Origin of the sequence: Peribacillus sp. NPDC097895 (assembly GCF_050277555.1) — a bacterium.
Classification (GTDB): domain Bacteria; phylum Bacillota; class Bacilli; order Bacillales; family DSM-1321; genus Peribacillus.
The window spans coordinates 621,962-641,294 of sequence record NZ_JBNNSH010000001.1 but is presented as its reverse complement, the minus strand read 5'-3'; the positions used below and the strand labels follow the sequence as shown (position 1 = coordinate 641,294).

The following is a 19,333-nucleotide window of genomic DNA, read 5'->3' as shown; positions in this document are numbered from 1 at the left end:
ACCACTCAACCTTCTATGTATGAACATATAGATTTTACTACTTTCCATAGCATTAATTTGTAGGTTTATCCAATACTCTTAGCGCTAGATACATAGTGACTAAATCAGCTAGCTTTTTAGGGTTCAGTTGTGTCATCTCTTCTATGCGTTTGAGCCTGTAATGGAGAGTATTGATGTGTATATGGAGGGCTGCCGCTGTTTCCTTCAAAGATAGATCACATGCAAAATACATGGAAAGGGTTTTAAGCAGCTCCTCATTAGGAAGCAAATCTGAAATCGTCCGCGATAAATATTCATGTCTTGTTTCAGGAGTGACTTCATCTAGCAGGACTTCAAGCTTCAAGTCCTCATCAAAGATGATTCCCGATGAGGGGAACGCAATTTTCAAGGAACGTTCTGCTTTAAAAAACGCTTGCCGGAATGAGGATCCTGGTGTGCGAGAGCTAACCCCTATACTCACTTTATAACCGGAACTTTCTTCTAGCTTTCTTTGAAGTAGGCTCAGCTTCGATAATTGTTGGATTTTTGAACCGATAAAGTCGGCTATTGAAAGAATGACGAACTGGTTCCTCCCCCATCGGACTGCGATATCCAATGGATGCTGCTGCTTTATGTAGATTTGAAGCGTTCTCCACACATGGGGTTCTATGATTTTTTCAGTATTAAATTCACCAAGAATGATGATCCGGTCTGCATGAACATCGATCCCAAGCAGCTTTGCCTTCTGAAGGAATGGCTCATTGAAACTTTGCAGCTGATGCCATTCAAATACAAAGAATTCCATCAGACGTGATTGGGACTCCGCTTGTTCAAAGTGATAGCTTTCTTGAATGAACATCTCCGTCATCTTTTTCAATAGTTCTGCATAGGGGGAAACATGTTTAGGGTCTCCGGTGATTCCAATTACACAAACAGCTTCCTGATTGAAGAAAATAGGTAGGTTTATTCCCGCCTTCACACCTATCCAACTTTGTTCATCCTGTTTATTGATGATCAATTTCTCACGATTTTTGAAAGCGTGTATGGCACCTTCATGATAGGATCCAATACGGCTGTTATCAGTGCTTGCGATAATCGTGCCTGCATGATCAATAATGATGATTTCTTCATCAATCAGCTTTCGAACCTCTTGAACTAGCTTTTCTGCGACAGCTGCCAATTGCATAAGATGTCCTCCTTTTCGAATGTCCTTGGAAAATATGGAGGCTTTCAAAAGGGAGCCCCATTCTACTTATGGTATCATCCAGGAAAGGACGCCATTTTGCAAGAAAGTAATCACACAAACAAGCAGCAATAAGAATAAACTATGTTTGATCGTGAACCTTAATAATTCTGATTCCCTGCCTGCCAATCCAACGGCAGCACAAGCAATCGCTATCGATTGAGGTGAAATCATCTTCCCGGTGACCCCTCCGGATGAGTTCGCTGCAAGCGCCAGGACCGGTTCCATCCCCACTTTAAGAGCCGTTACTTTTTGAAGACTGCCGAATAGGAGATTAGCTGATGTATCCGACCCGGTTATAAACACACCCAGCCAGCCGAGAACAGGTGCGAAGAACGGAAACAAATCCCCGGATTTCGCAAGAGTCATCCCGAGTGTAGTCGACATGCCGGAAGCATTCGTCACGTAAGCAAAAGCCACCACGGAAGAAATCATCAGGATCGGTTTTGCCAACTCTTTCATCGCTTCGGCAAATGTGTTAAAAAAGGCTTTTGCAGACATATGTGCAATGAACTTCGTGACGATTGCAGCCAATAAAATGGCCGTTCCCGCTGCTCCAAGCAGTTCTATTTTATAGAAAGCGGCAATCGGCAATCCATTGCTTCCGATTATCTCGTTATGTAGACCTGGCACTTGGATTTGAAAGGTTAATAGTTTCCCGATTTCATTGATTCCGCCAAGCAACACATTGCTGCCTTCATAATGACCGGATAGCGCCGGCTTTATTGGGTTCATCCCCCATATTGTTATGAAAAGCGTTAACAAAAGGAAGGGGGACCAAGCATGGAATATCTGCATTTTCGTGTACGTAGTTTTGGCTTCGGCCATATCATCCAATGGTTCGACAGCTGCTGCCGTTTCCTCGGATGCAAAACGAAAGATCGTTTTAGGTTTCCAAAATTTAAGAAAGATCGCTAAAGCAAATAGTGACACTAATGCAGAGAGGATATCCGGTAACTCTGGCCCAAGGAAATTTGAACTTAAGTACTGGGTGATGGCAAAGGAAAATCCGGAAACTAAAATGGCTGGCAGGACTTCGAGTGACCTTTTCCACCCTGTCATTATCAATATGAGATAAAGCGGAATGAAGGCCGAAAGGAATGGCAATTGACGGCCGACCATTTTTGATATCTCCATCGCGGCGATACCAGTGGGGCCTTCCATGGCGATGATCGGTATGCCAACCGCCCCGAATGCTACTGGAGCGGTGTTCGCGATCAAACAAATCCCGGCTGCATATAGCGGGTTAAAACCTAGACCAACCAAAAGTGCGGCTGAAATGGCAACCGGTGCACCAAATCCAGCGGCACCTTCCAAAAAGGCGCCGAAAGAAAAGGCGACCAATAAGGCCTGAAGGCGGCGGTCTTCGGTAAGTGAAAGCACTGAAGAACGAATAATATTGAATTGTCCGCTTTTGACAGTCATTTTGTACAAAAAAACCGAAGTGATGATTATCCAACCGATTGGGAGCAGCCCGTAAACCGCTCCTTGTGAAGCAGACATCACTGCCGTCCCTGCAGGCATTCCGTAAAGTAATATAGCCACTGCAAGAGCGATAAGCAAAGTCGTTAGGCCTGCAATATAGCCTTTCATCCGTTTGATGGTAAGGGCCCAGAAAAAGTAAAGAATTGGGATGAGTGCGACAAGAGAAGATAAAACTAAATTATCGGTGATCGGCGTAAAGTTTTGTGTCCATGTCATTCATTTTCGACTCCATTTTCTTTGAATTTTTTTAAAATTTCAGAAATCTACCTCGATGTGAAAACCCTTACATATCTAAATATTCTTAGACATCAGATGACTTGATGAGTATTCATTAAAATTAAATGATTAAAAATATAAAATCAATATTTTTTTTTATTTTTTGTGATTTTTACCCTTCCAGAAGTGTGAATGATCATTTGTGTTATATAATATTAACCAGAGAAACTCAAAGAAAATAGAGGTGCTACTACTTGGTATATAAAAAAATAAAGCCGAAAAAAATTTATGAAGAAGTCAGCGATGAACTTTATGAAATGATTCGGTCCGGTAACCTGAAACCAGGTGAACAATTGGATTCCATTCAACAGCTTGCGGAGAATTTCCAAGTCGGGCGTCCAGCCATCCGTGAAGCATTAAGTGCATTAAGTTCAATGGGCCTCATTGAAATCAAACAAGGGGAAGGAACATTCGTTAAAACATTCGACCCGACTATCATGAACCATCCCTTGTCTGCTGCCCTTTTGATGGATAAAGACAATATCAAGCATCTGCTGGAAGTTCGGAAAATTCTTGAGTCCGGTACGGCAGAAGTAGCTGCAAAGAAAAGAACGGAAGAAAACCTTAGCGAACTCAAGGAAAAGCTTTCTGATATGGAACAGGTATCTGATGATGAAGAACTGAGTGATAAAGCGGACATAGCCTTCCATGTTGCAGTGGCAAACGCTTCCCAGAATGAGTTGCTGATTACATTGATGAACCACGTCTCTGAATTAATGACGGAAAAGATGGGTGATATAAGACGGGTTGCGCTATATTCTGAAGAAATGACGCTTAAACAGCTTTACCAGCAGCATGTCCTGATATATGATGCGATAGTGGAACAAGATGAAGCTAGAGCCCGCAATGCCATGCTCTTTCACCTTCAAAGTGTAGAAGAAGCACTGGATAGGGTCATCCAAAAAAATCAGCAATAGAATAGTTGATCTTTCTTTAATTTTCAAAAAACTCTATACAAACAAAGATAAAATTGATATATTATTTTGAAAACGATTTCTTCATTTAAAATTCTTGGAAATTGGTATATTAACCATTTCCTTTTTCCATTTTTTAGTCATCAGATGACCTGTTAACTTAAATAAAAAAAGGAGGAGTTCAGATTGAAAGTGACTCTCTTTGCAACATGTTTAGTTGATTTATTTCAATCCAATGTCGGGAAGGCAACAGTGGAGCTACTCGAAAGATTAGGCTGCGAGATTGATTTCCCGGAATCCCAGATATGCTGTGGACAGCCGGCATATAATAGCGGGTATACGAAAGATTCGAAGGTAGCTATGAAAAAGATGATTAATACGTTTGCGCATGCTGAATACATCGTAACTCCTTCCGGTTCCTGTGCAGCGATGTTCAAAGAATACCCGGTCCTATTCAAAGGCGATGCCGAATGGGAAAAGAAGGCCGCCACATTAGCGGAAAAAACCTATGAATTGACCCAATTCATCGTGGATGTCTTAAAAGTAACCGACGTCGGAGCAACGCTTAAGGGGAAGGCAACTTATCATACTTCGTGCCATATGACACGGCTGCTTAAAGTGAAAGAAGCCCCTGCCATTTTGTTAAGTCATGTTAAAGGCCTGGAAATGACACCTCTTCCAGATGCTCAAAACTGCTGTGGGTTCGGTGGAACGTTTTCAGTTAAGATGGGTGATATATCCGGACAAATGGTGGAGGAGAAAGTTTGCAATATTGAAGATACCGGAGCCGATTTTTTAATTGGCGGGGATGCGGGGTGCTTGATGAATATCGGCGGACGTATCCAAAGGAAGGGGCAGCCGGTGAAGGTGCTTCATATTGCGGAAGTCCTGAATAGTATTTAAGAAATGCGAGGAGGGAAAAATTATGGCTATGAAAACAAGCTCTGCCAAGTTTAAAGACCGGGTGGATGAAGGAATACAAAATGATTTTATGCGCTTGGCCGTATCGAGTGCCCAAGAACGATTACACGGCCGGCGTCTGACAGCCGTTGATGAATTGGGAAGCTGGGAAGATTGGCGTTCCCTTGGGCAGGAAATCCGTCAGCATGTCCTTAGCAACCTTGATTTTTATTTGCACCAGCTTGCAGAAAACGTTTCGAAAAGGGGTGGTCATGTCTTTTTCGCTGAAACGGCTGAAGAAGCAAGCGGATACATCAAGGATGTCATTGTCAAAAAGAAAGCTAAAAAGGTCGTGAAATCCAAATCGATGGTCACGGAAGAAATCAATTTGAATGCAACCCTGGAGGCTGTTGGCCTTGATGTTGTTGAAACCGACCTTGGTGAATACATATTACAAGTGGATGATCATGATCCCCCTTCCCATATCGTCGCACCTGCTCTCCATAAAAATAAAGAACAAATAAGGGATGTCTTTAAAGAGAAGCTTGCATATACGCAAACCGAAAAGCCGGAAGAGCTTACCGCCCATGTCCGGGGCATTCTCCGTAAAGATTTCTTAAGCGCCGATGTAGGCATTACCGGCTGTAATTTTGCGATTGCGGAAACGGGCTCGATCGGTTTGGTCACGAACGAAGGAAACGCCGATTTGGTCACAGCCCTTCCAAAAACGCAAATTACCGTAATGGGAATGGAACGGCTTGTCCCTACTTTCGATGAATTCGAGGTCCTAGTCAGTTTATTGACCAGAAGCGCTGTCGGTCAAAGATTGACCAGCTACATCACTGCACTTACCGGTCCACGTGATGAAGGCGATGTCGATGGACCTGAGGAATTCCACCTTGTGATCGTAGATAATGGACGTTCCTCCATTTTAGGAACCGAGTTTCAATCCGTCCTTCAATGCATTCGCTGTGCTGCCTGTATTAATGTATGCCCGGTCTATCGCCAGGTTGGCGGCCATTCATACGGTTCTATTTATCCGGGTCCCATCGGTGCCGTGCTTTCTCCCTTGCTCGGAGGATATGATGATTTCAAGGAGCTGCCATATGCCTCGACTCTTTGTGCAGCCTGTACAGATGCCTGTCCGGTAAAAATCCCTCTGCACGATTTATTAAGAAAGCATCGTGAGGTAATCGTCGAAAAGGAAAAAATGGCTCCATTATCAGAAAAGATCGCCATGAAGGCCTTCGGAATCGGTGCAGCCTCTCCCATGCTTTATAAGTTCGGTTCCAAAATGGTCCCATCAGCGATGTCTCCTTTTCAAACGGGGGATATCATCTCAAAAGGACCGGGACCACTCAAAACGTGGACCGAAAGCCGCGAGTTCCCTGCTCCAGGCAAAGAAAGCTTTCGGGACTGGTTCAAAAATCGTGAAAAAGGAGGGAAACCATCATGAATGGAACCATCCATAATGAAGGGACGTTTTTAAATAAAATTGCACAAAACCTGGGAAGAGCTCCGATAACGGAAGGTATTTCCGTTCCAGTATGGAAGCACGCCCCCCAAAAAGAGGTTTTGAAACATGCGACACAAAATGATCTTGTCGAGGAATTGCAGGAGCAATGCAAACGGGTACATACACAGTTTCACCTCACCGACTCCAAGCAAGTGATGCAGTGTTTAAAACAGGTGATCGAGGAGCTTGGAAATGGACCATTGATCATCCCGAAGGACGATCGATTTTCTGACTATGACTTGGAGCATACCTTAAAGGAAAAAGGTGTCCATATATGGGATCATCAAGCAGGGAAAAAAAATATCGAGAAAGCTGAAAGTGCTAACATCGGAATCACATTCAGTGAAATGACACTGGCAGAATCAGCGACCGTCGTCTTGTTCAGCAGCAAGGATCATGGCCGTTCCATCAGCTTCCTTCCCTCCTGCCATGTTTCCATCATCCCAAAAAGCACCATCGTTCCGCGAATGACCCAGGCTGCAGCGGCCATTCGTTCAAAAGTCACTCGAGGTGAACTGGTTCCTTCCTGCATTAATTTCATAACAGGACCAAGCAATTCCGCCGATATCGAAATGGATCTTGTCGTTGGCGTCCACGGACCCATACAAGCGGTTTATATAGTCGTCGAAGATAAGTAAATAGAAAGAATAGAAAATGGAGAGGACCCTTTTTGGGGCCTCCCCATTTATATCTTTCACGGCATTATTCGTAAATGATACGATCAACGGCATCACGGTCAAGACGTTTGATCACTTCGACAATGAGCTTTACAGCATTCTCATAATCATCCCGGTGAAGCATTGCGGCATGTGAATGAATGTAACGGGTAGCAATCGTGATTGCGAGTGCAGGTACTCCATTTGCCGTTAAATGGATGGATCCGGCATCCGTCCCACCACCTGGAATCGATTCATATTGATAAGGAATGTTCATTTCATCAGCCGTGTCGGTAACGAAATCCCGTAAGCCCTTATGCGCTACCATCGATGCATCATATATTACGATTTGCGGACCCTCACCCATTTTACTCATCGCTTCTTTATCGGTTACCCCTGGTGTATCACCAGCTATGCCAACATCGACGGCAAAACCAATATCCGGCTGAATTTTGAATGTCGATGTTTTAGACCCACGCAGCCCCACTTCTTCTTGCACCGCGCCGATTCCATAAACGACATTAGGATGGTCGCTATCTTTCAACTGTTTAAGCACATCAATGGCGATTGCACAGCCAATTCGATTATCCCAGGCTTTGGCAAGCAGCATCTTTTCATTATTCATAACCGTAAATTCGAAATATGGCACAACCATATCTCCTGGCTTGACGCCCCATTCTTTCACTTCTTCTTTGCTTGTCGCACCAATATCAATAAACATATCCTTAATATCAATCGGCTTTTTCCTCGCATCGGCTGACAGGATATGTGGCGGCTTGGAACCGATAATGCCTGTTACATCCCCTTTACTTGTAACGATCGTCACGCGTTGGGCAAGCATCACCTGTGACCACCAGCCTCCTACCGGCTGAAAACGCAGAAATCCTTTATCATCAATTTGCGTGATCATGAAACCGACTTCGTCCATATGCCCAGTAACGACGATTTTCGGACCGCTCGCATCACCCTTTTTCATGGCAATCAAACTTCCCAAGCCATCTGTCGATATTTCATCCGCGAAAGGTGTTATGTATTCAGTCATCACTTTTCTAACTTCACTTTCATTTCCTGCAATGCCTTTTGCATCCGTTAAGTCACGAAGCATCCTTAACGTTTCATCTAATTGAGCCATGCGATTTCCTCCCTTTTACTTACATTACAAGGATAATTATACAAAATAAAGGTTATATAAACAATCAGTAGCCTTGCTTTTGCCGTTCGTAGTTCACTTCATTTTTACTTACGTATGCTTTTTCCACATCCTCTGCAGAAAATCCTAGCAACTCACCTAAATGTAAATACTCAGTAAAAACCTTTTGAAATGATGACTCTGTCAATTGTGTGCGAAACTCACTGATGTACCCGTAAATAGCAGTAAATTGAGCCGTCAAATCCACCTGATTACTTTTGAGGGCGGCAGGGACTTCTGGAACAAATCCCCGTTCAATCCCTAGTGACAAAATGAAATGTATCCCATCCACGTATTCAGCCAAAATCGTTTCTTTCTCCGAAGGGCCTTTAAGGCTCCAAAATTTAAAACATCTCGTTTCATTAGCAAGCTCCCCAAGTTCCACTAAAAGAGCAAGTATCTTCCTTTCGATCAAGTTTTCAGCAGCCAAATCATGCTTAGTTTGTATATGCTCATCTAAAGCCGCCTGCATGTCCATCAATTTAACTATGTTCATTTTTCATCACTACTTTCTATCGTCTTCCTTAAATTATATCAAATAAATGAAACTTATTAAAAACCCATACGTAAATGAAGGGAATCACTCTGTTTAAGGGAGGTAGCTCCATGGTATTGATCATCCGGTTCATTATTTTGGCTCTCATCATCTTCTTAATATATACGGTCATCAAATACCTATTAAATCCGAAAAGAAAATTAGAGCTGGCACATGAACAGAAAAAGTTCTTTCTGCTGGACGATACAGCGAATATACGCAAGAATTTTTTATTGACGTACAATGGGGTGATGTTTGAAGGGGAAAAGTATTTAGGGACGACGGAACGCTCCTTCGAGGTCATCTCCATCTTCATATGGCCTAAAAAAGTGGCCGGCTTGAAAGGCTTGAAGCGAAATGACTTTTTAAAAATCGAGGCAGCCATCAAAAAACAATATCCAGATGCCGTTATTGATTGGAAAAGCCCGGTTAAGGAATTTTTGGAAGAATGAAAAACATTGGACATTATGAAGGGCCTTGAGAGAAATGAACTCAAGGCCCTAATTTAATCATGTGATCGAAAAAATTCCTTCCACGGAACGACCGTCTGCTTCTCTCTCAATAAATATAGCAAAACGGTTAATGATAATAAAATAATGACAATCAGAGTTGGACTAAAATCTGCAATATAGTGGCCAAAAACCGTGTATACGAAGGCTACAGGGATATTAGTCATGAAGGATAAATAAAAATAATTTTTCAATCCCTTATTGGATTCCAATAAGCAAAGCGATAATAGGTAAAAGTGGATGAACGGTATTAGCCTCAGGACTGCAATTTGCCGGCTGTTTAATTTTCGGTTTCCAAACAGCTTATTCTTAAGCCGCAGTAACTTATCCTTTGTTTTTGGAAATTTGCCTATCACGAAATAAAAGACCATACTGGACAAGGTCAAACCGATTATCGAATAGATGGTTCCAAAAGCTGCCCCGAATAAAATGCCGCCAGACATGCAAACCACAATGACAGGAATGAATAAAAATTGCCGTAATAAATGAAACGTGATAAAAATCAAAGGTGCAAACACGCTGCCGGATTGAACGTAGCTCATCACAAGTGTCAGTTTATCATTCATGCTCTCCCTCCAGCTACTCTTTGCTGCTTCTACAAGCATATACATTATACCGGCTTCATATGACTATTGAATGAATATCTTGATGAATAAGCCTAATTGAATCACCATCAATATAGGCAGCCCCCACTTAAAAGCGGCATGTTTCGTCTTATGGCGGAAATGTTTCATCCCTAAAAAGGCCCCTGTCCCTCCGCCTATGACTGCCCAAAACCAAAGTGTCTTTTCACTGATCCGGTACTCCCGATTCCGCGCCTTCCTTTTGTCGGCCCCCATTATGGCAAACCCGATGATGTTTGTGAAGATCATATAAGCAACAACGATCCATACACCTTGCATCCTCATACCCTCCTTTAAATATGTAAAAAGCCACCCTCTTGAAAAGAGAGTGGCTGATATCAGTCAGACTTATTTGTCTAATTGTTGTTTAGCAGCAGTTGCTAATTGAGCAAAAGCTTGTTCGTCAGCAACAGCAAGATCTGCAAGCATTTTGCGGTTCACTTCGATACCAGCAAGCTTTAGACCATGCATTAAACGGCTATAAGAAAGACCGTTGATGCGTGCTGCAGCGTTGATACGAGTGATCCAAAGTTTGCGGAAATCACGTTTTTTCTGACGACGGTCACGGAAAGCATAGTTTCCTGACTTCATTACTTGTTGGTTAGCTACTTTGAAAAGAATATGTTTCGCGCCATAGTAACCTTTAGCTAATTTTATTACCTTTTTACGACGTTTGCGAGTAACAGTACCGCCTTTTACACGTGGCATGTTATTTCCCTCCTATTTAACTCGATAAATCGAACTTATTTAATGTTGTCTAACATATGACGAATACGTTTGAAGTCACCTTTGCTTACAAGGCTAGCTTTGCGAAGCTTACGCTTTTGCTTAGTAGATTTGTTAGCAAATAAATGGCTTGTGTAAGCGTTCGAACGCTTAAGTTTGCCGGATCCAGTCTTTTTGAAACGTTTAGCAGATCCGCGGTGAGTTTTCATTTTAGGCATAAGGTATTCCTCCTCATTACAAATTACTTTACAATTACTTTTCGTTTTTCGGTGCTAAGATAATGAACATGCTGCGCCCGTCCATTTTTGGGTGTTGCTCGATTGTAGCCACTTCTTTACATGCTTCAGAAAAACGAACGAGTACACGTTGACCAATTTCCTTATGCGTAATGGCACGTCCTTTGAATCGGATAGAAGCTTTTACTTTATCGCCTTTTTCAAGGAATTTAATACCGTTGCGAAGCTTCGTATTGAAATCATGTTCTTCAATCGTCGGGCTCAAACGAACCTCTTTCAGACTGATGACTTTTTGATTTTTACGTGCTTCCTTGTCTTTCTTTTGCTGCTCGAAGCGGTGTTTTCCGTAGTCCATGATCCGGGCTACCGGAGGCTTTGCATTTGCAGCAACTAAAACTAGATCAAGATTTACACGAGCGGCAATTTCCAATGCTTCGAATTTCGTTTTAATTCCAAGTTGTTCTCCGTTTTGGTCAATAAGACGAACTTCACGGGCTCGGATGCCCTCGTTTACCATCGCGTCTTTACTAATAGTTAGCCACCTCCAAAGATATTGGCGAATACGAATATTTGAATCAATTCGGTCACGCTCACAACTCGCTTACAGGATATAATCATAATAAAAAAGTGTGGATGCATGCTGCACCCACACTGATAGACTCATTCAGAAAGATCCAAATAATCAAATCATGACCTGTTAACTGCATTGCTTGCGTCAACCAGGTGAGAAGCGGGTGCTTCTTCTTTTCCTCAAACACGTATTCAATTCACTTTAGAAATATATCATAAACACTGATGACTTGTCAAATGCTAAATTTATTCGTTTTTCACAACAAAATTAATATTATCAGACATTCTGTATTTTGACAATACGTTTTTTTAAAGTAATTTTGACAAAAAATATTCATCATGATACTTCCCATCAAAAAACAGAGACTCCCGCTTTATTCCTTCTTGTTCAAAGCCCATCTTTCGATATAAGGATAGCGCAGGGGCGTTGTTTGCAATCACGGACAATTCCAGGCGCCGTATCTCGTTTGTCCGTGCACGCTTCTCCATTTTCTGAAATAACTTCGTACCGATGCCCTTTCCTCTGTCCTGTTCATTGATGCCGATGACGATTTTGGCTGAATGCCTCATTCGGCTCATTTGATTGCCCAATAAGATTAGGTAACCCTTCAACTCATGGCCGCTAGTAGCAACGAGGAAAACGGAAGGGGGATTTTTTTCGATTTGCTCCATTTGTTTCCCGTCTCTTTTCTTTCCCCAGGTTGAACAGCATAAACCCGGAGTCTTAAACATGATTGAATAGAGCTGCCAATTTACTTGCATCTTGCTTTGAAGCCTTACGAATTTCCACTTCTCCCCATCCCCCCCTTCGCCATATTGAAGCAATTCTCCATTGTTAAGAATTGTCTTTGGCCTTTTTCTTTTTCTCAATGGTATCCCAAGAAAAAAGGACTATCCAAAAAAACAGGACCGGGACAATCGCATATTGTCGATACTCATCCATTAGCAATAAGATGAGGATGGCAAGGAATGTTGGCCCGAATAGATAAGAAAACTTCTTCTTCATGCTGACCCTCCTTTTCATTGTTGTACATTCATTCACATGTTGATTTCATTTTATCATGTCTTAATTAAAAGAGGGACACAACGATATGTGCCCCTCTTTTGCTATTAGCGGCTTACTTCCGCTTTAATCGCTGAAACAAAATCTTCAAAAGCGATCGTTTCCGATTTTTGTTCACCATATTTACGTACGTTCACACTGCCTTCGTTAACTTCATTGTCACCAACAACCAGCATGTATGGAATTTTTTGCATTTGCGCTTCACGGATTTTATAACCAATTTTCTCGTCACGTGTATCCAAATCGACGCGAATGCCTTGCGCTTTAAGCTTTTCTTGCACTTCTTTCGCATAATCCAAGTGTACTCCCGGTGAGACAGGGATCACTTGTGCTTGGATAGGTGCAAGCCACGTCGGGAATGCCCCCTTGTATTCTTCGATCAAGTATGCGACGAAACGTTCCATTGTGGAAACGACTCCGCGGTGGATGACAACCGGACGGTGTTGCTTGCCGTCTTCACCAACATAATTAAGATCAAAGCGTTCAGGAAGCAAGAAATCAAGCTGAACAGTGGAAAGCGTTTCGTCTTTGCCTAAAGCCGTACGCACTTGAACGTCAAGCTTTGGACCGTAGAATGCAGCTTCACCTTCTGCTTCAAAATAATCCAGACCAAGCTCATCCATTGCTTCTTTTAACATGCTTTGTGCTTTTTCCCACATGGCATCATCATCGAAATATTTTTCAGTATCTTGCGGATCACGATAAGACAGACGGAATGAATAATCATTAATATCGAAATCTTTATATACTTCCAGAACCAAGTTCACAACACGCTTAAACTCTTCTTTAATTTGATCTGGACGAACGAATATGTGAGCATCATTCAATGTCATCCCACGTACACGCTGAAGGCCGGACAGGGCACCTGACATTTCATAGCGGTGCATCAAGCCAAGTTCGGCAATCCGGATCGGCAGCTCGCGGTAGCTGTGGATACTGTTTTTATATACCATCATGTGATGCGGACAGTTCATCGGACGCAATACAAGCTGTTCGTTTTCCATTTCCATGACTGGGAACATGTCGTCCTGGTAGTGATCCCAGTGTCCGGATGTTTTATAAAGGTCCACGCTTCCCATCACAGGTGTGTAGACATGGTCATAGCCCAGACGTTCTTCCTTATCAACGATATACCGTTCGATAGTCCGGCGAATGGTCGCGCCTTTTGGTAACCACATCGGCAACCCTTGACCCACTTTTTGTGCGCTCATGAACAAGTTCAATTCTTTACCGATTTTACGGTGGTCACGTTCCTTGGCTTCTTCTAGGAAACGCAGGTGTTCGGCTAAATCTTCTTTTTTATAGAAAGCCGTTCCGTAGATACGCTGAAGCATTTTGTTTTTGCTATCGCCTCTCCAATATGCACCTGCGATGCTCAAAAGCTTGAATTCTTTGATTTTCCCAGTTGATGGAACGTGAATGCCACGACAAAGGTCAAAGAATTCGCCTTGCTCATAAAGCGTTACTTGCTGATCGGCAGGAATCGCATCGATCAACTCGAGTTTATACTCGTCGCCTATTTCTTTAAAACGAGATATGGCTTCATCACGACTGACTTCAATGCGGGCAATTTCCAAGTTTTCGTTGACGATTTTCTTCATTTCCTTTTCAATCAATGGAAGGTCTTCGGGAGTCAATGATTCCTCTAGGTCTATATCGTAGTAAAAACCGCCTTCGATGACTGGACCAACACCGAATTTTGCGTTTTTGTACAAGCGTTTGATGGCTTGTGCCATTAAGTGGGCTGTACTGTGACGTAACACTTCAAGTGCATCCGCAGCATCCTGTGTAACGATTTCTATAGAACCGTCTTCTTCAATCGGGCGTTTCAAATCATATAGTTCACCATTGAATTTTCCGGCAATGGATTTTTTTCTTAAACCAGGACTGATGGATGCAGCGATGTCTTCAGTTGTTGTGCCTTTAGCAAACTCCTTAACCGCTCCGTCAGGAAAAGATATTTTCAGTAATTCAGACATTCAATTCCACTCCCTCTTATTGATAAAAAATATTCTTACAGGTATCCGATTCCATTACAACACAAAAAGCCCGCCCCTGTATAAAAACAGGGACGAGCTTAGTCATAAATGTCATTAACCCGCGGTTCCACCCTCGTTCCATCTTGCTTTTCACGGCAAAATGGCACTTGTAACTTGGTAACGGCAGCTTCCCGTCAGCTCATATTCGCAAATTGATTGCTTTCCGAGCCGAAGTTTAAAGGTGGTAAGTGCTCCATGCGAATAGGAAGCTTTCAGCCTGATGGCTCCCCTCTCTGATAAACGGCAACTAGAATACCCTTGTCCTCATCATAACTTTTTGTTTTTTAATAGTATGTAGGAAATTATAATTTGTTATACGGTGAAAATCAAGGTTAATTTTCTCTTTTCCAAAAAAGTTCATTCGAATGACTTTGAGAATGACGAAAGCGGCAGGACGGTTGCCCGCTCTTCGAAAATTCTTGAGATGGTTTGAATCAGTCCCTCTTCCTTGTCGTCTGTATAGATACACAAGTTTTCAGGAGCAATCGATAGCAGCGGGGCAAGTATCACTGTATCGAGAAAAAGTGAACTTTTGGCAAGAAGCCTCCTATCGATCAAACTATTAATTTTTGGTCGGTCAAGTTTGCTGTATTCCTGATCATAGAATTGAAAACCGTCGCAGTTGACAAGGTGAAGCTTCCTTAATTTCGACTCCTGCCCATGAAGACAATCACGGAGAGTAGCTATGAAATTTTGATAGTCCTGCTCCAACTTATATTCATCGATGGCCTTAACAACATACTTTTCCAAGGAATGCTGGAATGACTTTAAACGGAAGGTCGTAAAAGAATCGAATGAAAAAGATACCTGTCCCTCCAAAATGCTTTGAAGGCCGACCTCAATCGAGCGTTTCTCCGTACTGAATGTCTTCTCCTCATTCTTGGCCCTTTCCCCTTCAATGATTGATGAAGCAATCTCAAGGATGGCTTCAATTTCTTCCCGTTCTCTATAGAAAAATTTACCGACTATTATTTGTTCAAGAATAGGAAGCGTCTTTTCTTCCAATAAGAATGAATGAAAGGCATCACGAAGCAGGATTAGCCATTTATCACCTGAAGACTTCGTCATATCCATATGCATACCTTGTTGCGGAAGAAATTGAATGTATGGTCGAAATTCTGCCCCTAGTGGATGGACAGAAACGAAATTCAGTAATTTCAAAGCCTCAGAATCATTTTGAAACAAAATTTGCACTACGACATCCCCCCTTCCCCCTTGCTTCTTTTTTCATGTATATGGGGATGCGGACGTGTTTAGAAGTAGGATGGGCCTTGTATTAAGAAAAAAGTGATCTCTATATAAGAGATCACTTTTTTTTTACCTTCTCCGGTTCACTCCATCCAGCTTGACCGGCTCCGCTAAATATTGAATTCTTTCCAATACCCTGGCAGCCTTCACTTCTTCCTTTTCACCACGCTGCGAAAAAGTAAGGTGATTCTCCAGACCATTCATGTCAAAGTTAGAAGTGAAAAACGTCGGCAGGTTTTCCAGCATCCTGAATTGTAAAATCGGACCAAAAACCTCATCGCGCCCCCAGCTCGTCATCGACTCTGCCCCAATATCATCCAACATGAGGACAGGTGCCGTTTTCACCATTTCAATTTTTTCATTGACCGTATTATCACCTATCGATCCCTTAAGTTCCCTTAGGTAGTCAGGTACGTAGACAATAAGAGAGGAAATTTGCCTTTCAGCAAGTTCATTGGCAATAGCACCTAATAAATACGTTTTTCCAACTCCGAACTTCCCATATATATATAAGCCTTTTTGCCTTTTGCCTGGCTCATACTCCATGATGAACGACATCGCCTTACTCAATACACCCAAGCGTTTGTTTTCATCATCCGTTTGTGAAAAATCCTCGATCGTCGCCTTTAAAATATCCTTCGGCACGTATAGGCTGCGGATCAGTTTTTCCCGTTTCCGCTTTTCATCCTCTGCCAATTTCCGCGGACAGATTTCATAATTCAGATTCAGGGCTTTCCCCTGAACGACCAATTTTGGATAATAACCATGCATCATATTGATGCATCCATCCAGGCTTGGACATTTATCACACTTATTGCTTTGTGAAGTGAATTCATAAAGTTTTCCTAAGTTTTTATCGATCATTTCCTTCGTGACAGTCGAACTGTTGGCATTTAAAAACAACCGCACCTGTTCGTCCTCAAAAATCTCCTGTTTTAGCTTTTCATAACGCTCTTGAAATTGGTTTGTATTAGCCAATTTATTAAGGGATCTATTAATCTTTTCCATCGTTCATTTCACCTCCTGCTTTCCACTGCTTCCATTTCTCCTCGAGCTCACGTTTCTGGGCATTCAATTCAGGCTGATCCGCATTCTGCTCCTGTTGTTCTTCTTCCTTTTTCTCAAGCCACTCCGGAACCACTTCTTCCCGAATCGCCTTTTTTCGGCCGCCCTTTGCAACATTCCTGCTTCCTTGAGCCCAGTCTTGATATTTCCTGTGTTCATTTTTAGCTAGTTCCATCGCTTCGATGACGGTGGAAACCTTCAGCCGTGCCCAATGGCCTGCCAGCTTTTCCACATAGCCCTTCGTGAATTTCATATCCGTTTTGAGCATGACATATTCAATTAAGACATTGACGACACCTGGATTCAGCTTTTGATTGATCATCACGCCTTCCACCACTTTCAAATCACCGCTTGATGGTTCTGCACCGCCTGACAATTGCATCAGCCGCTCCCGTGGAGAAATCGTCTCCAAATGACGGATCAGCTCTTGTTCCTGCGTTTTCGGTTCTTCTTTTTGTGTCCGTTCACGAATCGGCTGCACACGATTGACAAGGGAGGGCATATCGGCCTGCCTTTCGATTTGATACCAATCCCTTGCTGCCTTTCTGAGGTTCTCCTCATCGATCTCATCATCCAATGAAACGGCATCCATTACTAGTTTTTGCATTTCAAGCGGATCAATGCCATATAAAAAGGCAAGTTTGGCAATCGTACTTTTTATTTTCGGTGTAAAGGCCTTTTTCGGTACGATTGAGGATTTCATCCCGGCAAATAAAAGTTCAAAATCAAATAAGCTGTCAAATCCCGATGGCTCGACTCCATCCGTCCGCTCAATGAATTGCTGTTTTGGCATCGGTTTCCATTCATTTTTTGCTTCATCCGTTACATATAATGAGTCCAAATGATCTGAGGAAAATACCTCCACAAAAGATTTAGTCACACTCTCATATTGATCCGGTTCAATATGATCATCACAAAAGAATCTCTTTAACCGGTTGAATTGTGCTTTACCAATCTTTTTGTATAAGTAGATATTCAGCATTCCATCCGTGAAAAACTGCTGGGGGGACAACGGCGGGTTCAACTCATAGATAAATTCCTTCGTATCATTTTTCGATTTCTTGTATACATTCAACAAACCGATTCCCTCAAGTAAAAGGCGTGCTTCGTAAATATCACCTAGCTTAAGGCCGATGGTATTCATTAATTGATAATGTGAGGAGGTTTCCGACCATAGCCTGTTTTCCTCCAACTCACTCCATAACGTCATGTATAGACTAATACAGATAGGTCCAATAAGAGGTTGATATAGTCGGGTCAGTATTTTCCGATCATAATCATGAAGCAGCCCCGCAGATGAGACCATGTATGAATCCGCTGGGAGCAATTCTTGCCAATGCATTGACATCTCCATTCAAACCTTTCAAAAGATGTAGTGAAAAAAGAGCCAAAGTAAATCTTCAGCTCTACTTTCTTTCTTTATTTATTAAATCTTTCAATTCATCGATAAAGACATTAATATCTTTGAATTGACGATAGACGGATGCGAATCTAACATAGGCAACCTCATCGACTTCTGCCAGCTTGTCCATCACCATTTCGCCGACATTGTCGCTTTTCACTTCCGCTATGCCCTGGTTGCGCAGTTCTTTTTCTACATAACTGGTAATTTGCTCTAGTTCTTTCAAGGGAACCGGACGTTTTTCACAAGCCCTGATTAAGCCACGCAGGATTTTATCACGACTGAACTCTTCCCGTGTCCCGCCTTTTTTCACTACAATGAGCGGTGTTTCCTCCACCTTTTCGAATGTCGTGAATCGAAAACCACATGCCTCACATTCACGGCGTCGTCGAATCGATTTACTTTCATCGACTGGCCTGGAATCGAGCACTCTTGTTCCATTATATTGACATGATGGGCATTTCATCATTATCAGCTCCGTATTTTATGTAGGACTCCCCTATCTAAATGTTCCCCAAGGAATTACTTTTCTATCTTAATCTTATATTAAAAGGAACGGCCAGTACAAGTAAAAAGTGTAACTTCCAGCAGCAAGCACTTTTGATCAACCATTTGAAGTCCGTCATCAAAGTCTTGTGCTCTTTTGGCACGTACCATTAATATTAAGCAGGTTGCCGATTCATGGCATTAAAAAAGAGATGCACCCATGGCATCTCTGTGTATACGTTTTTTTATAGGGCACTTATATTGGCTTTTTTCATTTGTACAGGACCTAATCCACGTGGCAACTCCATGTTTTCACGAGTTTGCGCATTCAAAGCATCTGCAATATAATCTGCTGCAATATTCGGATCCAAGTTACCGCAAGTATAGACATCAATGCTGGCATAGCCGTGTTCTGGAAAACTGTGAATCGTTAAATGTGATTCAGAAATGATGACAACCCCACTAACTCCTTGTGGAGCAAACTTGTGAAAGGCAACTTCGCGTACCTCTGCACCTGATTTCAAAGCAGCATCAACAAAAATCTTTTCAATCAAATCGATATTGTTCAGTTTTTCAAAGTCACAACCCCAAAGTTCAGAAATGACATGTCTACCCATTGTTTCCATAGTGTAAGCTGTTTCCATATTAAGCTTCCCCCTTACCATGATTTAAA

General features: G+C 42.3%; 22 protein-coding genes and 1 other annotated feature. Of the genes, 5 read left to right on the top strand and 17 right to left on the bottom strand.

Annotated elements, in window-relative coordinates:
* Positions 1-52: 52 nt before the first annotated feature.
* Both ACQKMH_RS03000 and ACQKMH_RS02995 read right to left on the bottom strand, forming a co-directional pair.
* Complete coding sequence (locus ACQKMH_RS03000; protein WP_427586014.1) at positions 53-1,165, bottom strand: CdaR family transcriptional regulator; 1,113 nt, start codon at positions 1,163-1,165, stop codon at positions 53-55.
* A 66-nt stretch (positions 1,166-1,231) separates the two neighbouring features.
* Positions 1,232-2,923: an L-lactate permease gene (locus tag ACQKMH_RS02995; protein WP_427586013.1), complete on the bottom strand. Its 1,692-nt coding sequence runs from the start codon at positions 2,921-2,923 to the stop codon at positions 1,232-1,234.
* A 254-nt stretch (positions 2,924-3,177) separates the two neighbouring features.
* Between ACQKMH_RS02995 and ACQKMH_RS02990 the strand changes: the two genes are divergently transcribed.
* The 4 genes from ACQKMH_RS02990 to ACQKMH_RS02975 all read left to right on the top strand — a co-directional run bounded on the left by ACQKMH_RS02990 (position 3,178) and on the right by ACQKMH_RS02975 (position 6,951).
* Positions 3,178-3,900, top strand: coding sequence for a FadR/GntR family transcriptional regulator (locus tag ACQKMH_RS02990; protein ID WP_427586012.1), 723 nt, complete (start codon positions 3,178-3,180; stop codon positions 3,898-3,900).
* A gap of 183 nt (positions 3,901-4,083) precedes the next feature.
* Positions 4,084-4,800, top strand: a complete 717-nt coding sequence (locus ACQKMH_RS02985) for a (Fe-S)-binding protein (protein WP_427586011.1) — start codon at positions 4,084-4,086, stop codon at positions 4,798-4,800.
* A 22-nt stretch (positions 4,801-4,822) separates the two neighbouring features.
* A complete protein-coding gene (locus ACQKMH_RS02980; protein WP_427586010.1) occupies positions 4,823-6,253 on the top strand; it encodes a LutB/LldF family L-lactate oxidation iron-sulfur protein in 1,431 nt (476 codons plus the stop codon).
* Complete coding sequence (locus ACQKMH_RS02975) at positions 6,247-6,951, top strand: LutC/YkgG family protein (protein WP_427587493.1); 705 nt, start codon at positions 6,247-6,249, stop codon at positions 6,949-6,951. The genes ACQKMH_RS02980 and ACQKMH_RS02975 overlap by 7 nt, the downstream gene beginning before the upstream one ends.
* 64 nt (positions 6,952-7,015) lie before the next feature.
* On the opposite strand, the gene ACQKMH_RS02970 is transcribed toward ACQKMH_RS02975, so the two are convergent.
* Positions 7,016-8,101, bottom strand: coding sequence for a M42 family metallopeptidase (locus tag ACQKMH_RS02970; RefSeq protein WP_427586009.1), 1,086 nt, complete (start codon positions 8,099-8,101; stop codon positions 7,016-7,018).
* 64 nt (positions 8,102-8,165) lie between these two features.
* A complete protein-coding gene (locus ACQKMH_RS02965; RefSeq protein WP_427586008.1) occupies positions 8,166-8,654 on the bottom strand; it encodes a dUTP diphosphatase in 489 nt (162 codons plus the stop codon).
* 110 nt (positions 8,655-8,764) lie between these two features.
* Between ACQKMH_RS02965 and ACQKMH_RS02960 the strand changes: the two genes are divergently transcribed.
* Entirely contained in the window at positions 8,765-9,145 is a 381-nt protein-coding gene (locus tag ACQKMH_RS02960; RefSeq protein WP_427586007.1) for a sigma-w pathway protein ysdB, read from the top strand.
* Positions 9,146-9,198: 53 nt separating this feature from the next.
* Here ACQKMH_RS02960 and ACQKMH_RS02955 read toward each other — a convergent pair whose 3' ends face one another.
* The 13 genes from ACQKMH_RS02955 to speD form a co-directional block, all read right to left on the bottom strand.
* A complete protein-coding gene (locus tag ACQKMH_RS02955) occupies positions 9,199-9,768 on the bottom strand; it encodes a TVP38/TMEM64 family protein (RefSeq protein WP_427586006.1) in 570 nt (189 codons plus the stop codon).
* 63 nt (positions 9,769-9,831) lie between these two features.
* Positions 9,832-10,104, bottom strand: a complete 273-nt coding sequence (locus ACQKMH_RS02950; protein WP_427586005.1) for a DUF1294 domain-containing protein — start codon at positions 10,102-10,104, stop codon at positions 9,832-9,834.
* 69 nt (positions 10,105-10,173) lie between these two features.
* Positions 10,174-10,533, bottom strand: coding sequence for a 50S ribosomal protein L20 (rplT, locus tag ACQKMH_RS02945; RefSeq protein WP_034309067.1), 360 nt, complete (start codon positions 10,531-10,533; stop codon positions 10,174-10,176).
* Positions 10,534-10,568: 35 nt separating this feature from the next.
* Positions 10,569-10,769: a 50S ribosomal protein L35 gene (gene rpmI / locus ACQKMH_RS02940; protein WP_034309070.1), complete on the bottom strand. Its 201-nt coding sequence runs from the start codon at positions 10,767-10,769 to the stop codon at positions 10,569-10,571.
* A 34-nt stretch (positions 10,770-10,803) separates the two neighbouring features.
* Positions 10,804-11,304, bottom strand: a complete 501-nt coding sequence (gene infC, locus ACQKMH_RS02935) for a translation initiation factor IF-3 (protein ID WP_034309072.1) — start codon at positions 11,302-11,304, stop codon at positions 10,804-10,806.
* A 98-nt stretch (positions 11,305-11,402) separates the two neighbouring features.
* Positions 11,403-11,539 (bottom strand) — a sequence feature (ribosomal protein L20 leader region).
* 127 nt (positions 11,540-11,666) lie between these two features.
* Positions 11,667-12,089: an N-acetyltransferase family protein gene (locus ACQKMH_RS02930; protein WP_427587491.1), complete on the bottom strand. Its 423-nt coding sequence runs from the start codon at positions 12,087-12,089 to the stop codon at positions 11,667-11,669.
* 103 nt (positions 12,090-12,192) lie between these two features.
* Positions 12,193-12,363, bottom strand: coding sequence for a hypothetical protein (locus ACQKMH_RS02925; protein WP_230154754.1), 171 nt, complete (start codon positions 12,361-12,363; stop codon positions 12,193-12,195).
* A 104-nt stretch (positions 12,364-12,467) separates the two neighbouring features.
* Positions 12,468-14,399, bottom strand: a complete 1,932-nt coding sequence (gene thrS, locus ACQKMH_RS02920) for a threonine--tRNA ligase (RefSeq protein ID WP_427586004.1) — start codon at positions 14,397-14,399, stop codon at positions 12,468-12,470.
* A gap of 417 nt (positions 14,400-14,816) precedes the next feature.
* A complete protein-coding gene (ytxC, locus tag ACQKMH_RS02915; protein WP_427586003.1) occupies positions 14,817-15,653 on the bottom strand; it encodes a sporulation protein YtxC in 837 nt (278 codons plus the stop codon).
* Between the two features lie 123 nt (positions 15,654-15,776).
* Positions 15,777-16,715, bottom strand: a complete 939-nt coding sequence (gene dnaI, locus ACQKMH_RS02910; RefSeq protein WP_427586002.1) for a primosomal protein DnaI — start codon at positions 16,713-16,715, stop codon at positions 15,777-15,779.
* The gene (locus ACQKMH_RS02905; RefSeq protein ID WP_427586001.1) at positions 16,702-18,114 is read right to left on the bottom strand and encodes a replication initiation and membrane attachment family protein; all 1,413 of its coding nucleotides are present in this window, start codon (positions 18,112-18,114) and stop codon (positions 16,702-16,704) included. Before ACQKMH_RS02905 ends, dnaI begins: the two co-directional genes overlap by 14 nt.
* Positions 18,115-18,178: 64 nt before the next feature.
* Positions 18,179-18,640, bottom strand: a complete 462-nt coding sequence (gene nrdR, locus ACQKMH_RS02900) for a transcriptional regulator NrdR (RefSeq protein WP_053347258.1) — start codon at positions 18,638-18,640, stop codon at positions 18,179-18,181.
* 265 nt (positions 18,641-18,905) lie between these two features.
* Positions 18,906-19,286, bottom strand: coding sequence for an adenosylmethionine decarboxylase (gene speD / locus ACQKMH_RS02895; protein WP_427587490.1), 381 nt, complete (start codon positions 19,284-19,286; stop codon positions 18,906-18,908).
* Positions 19,287-19,333: the final 47 nt, after the last annotated feature.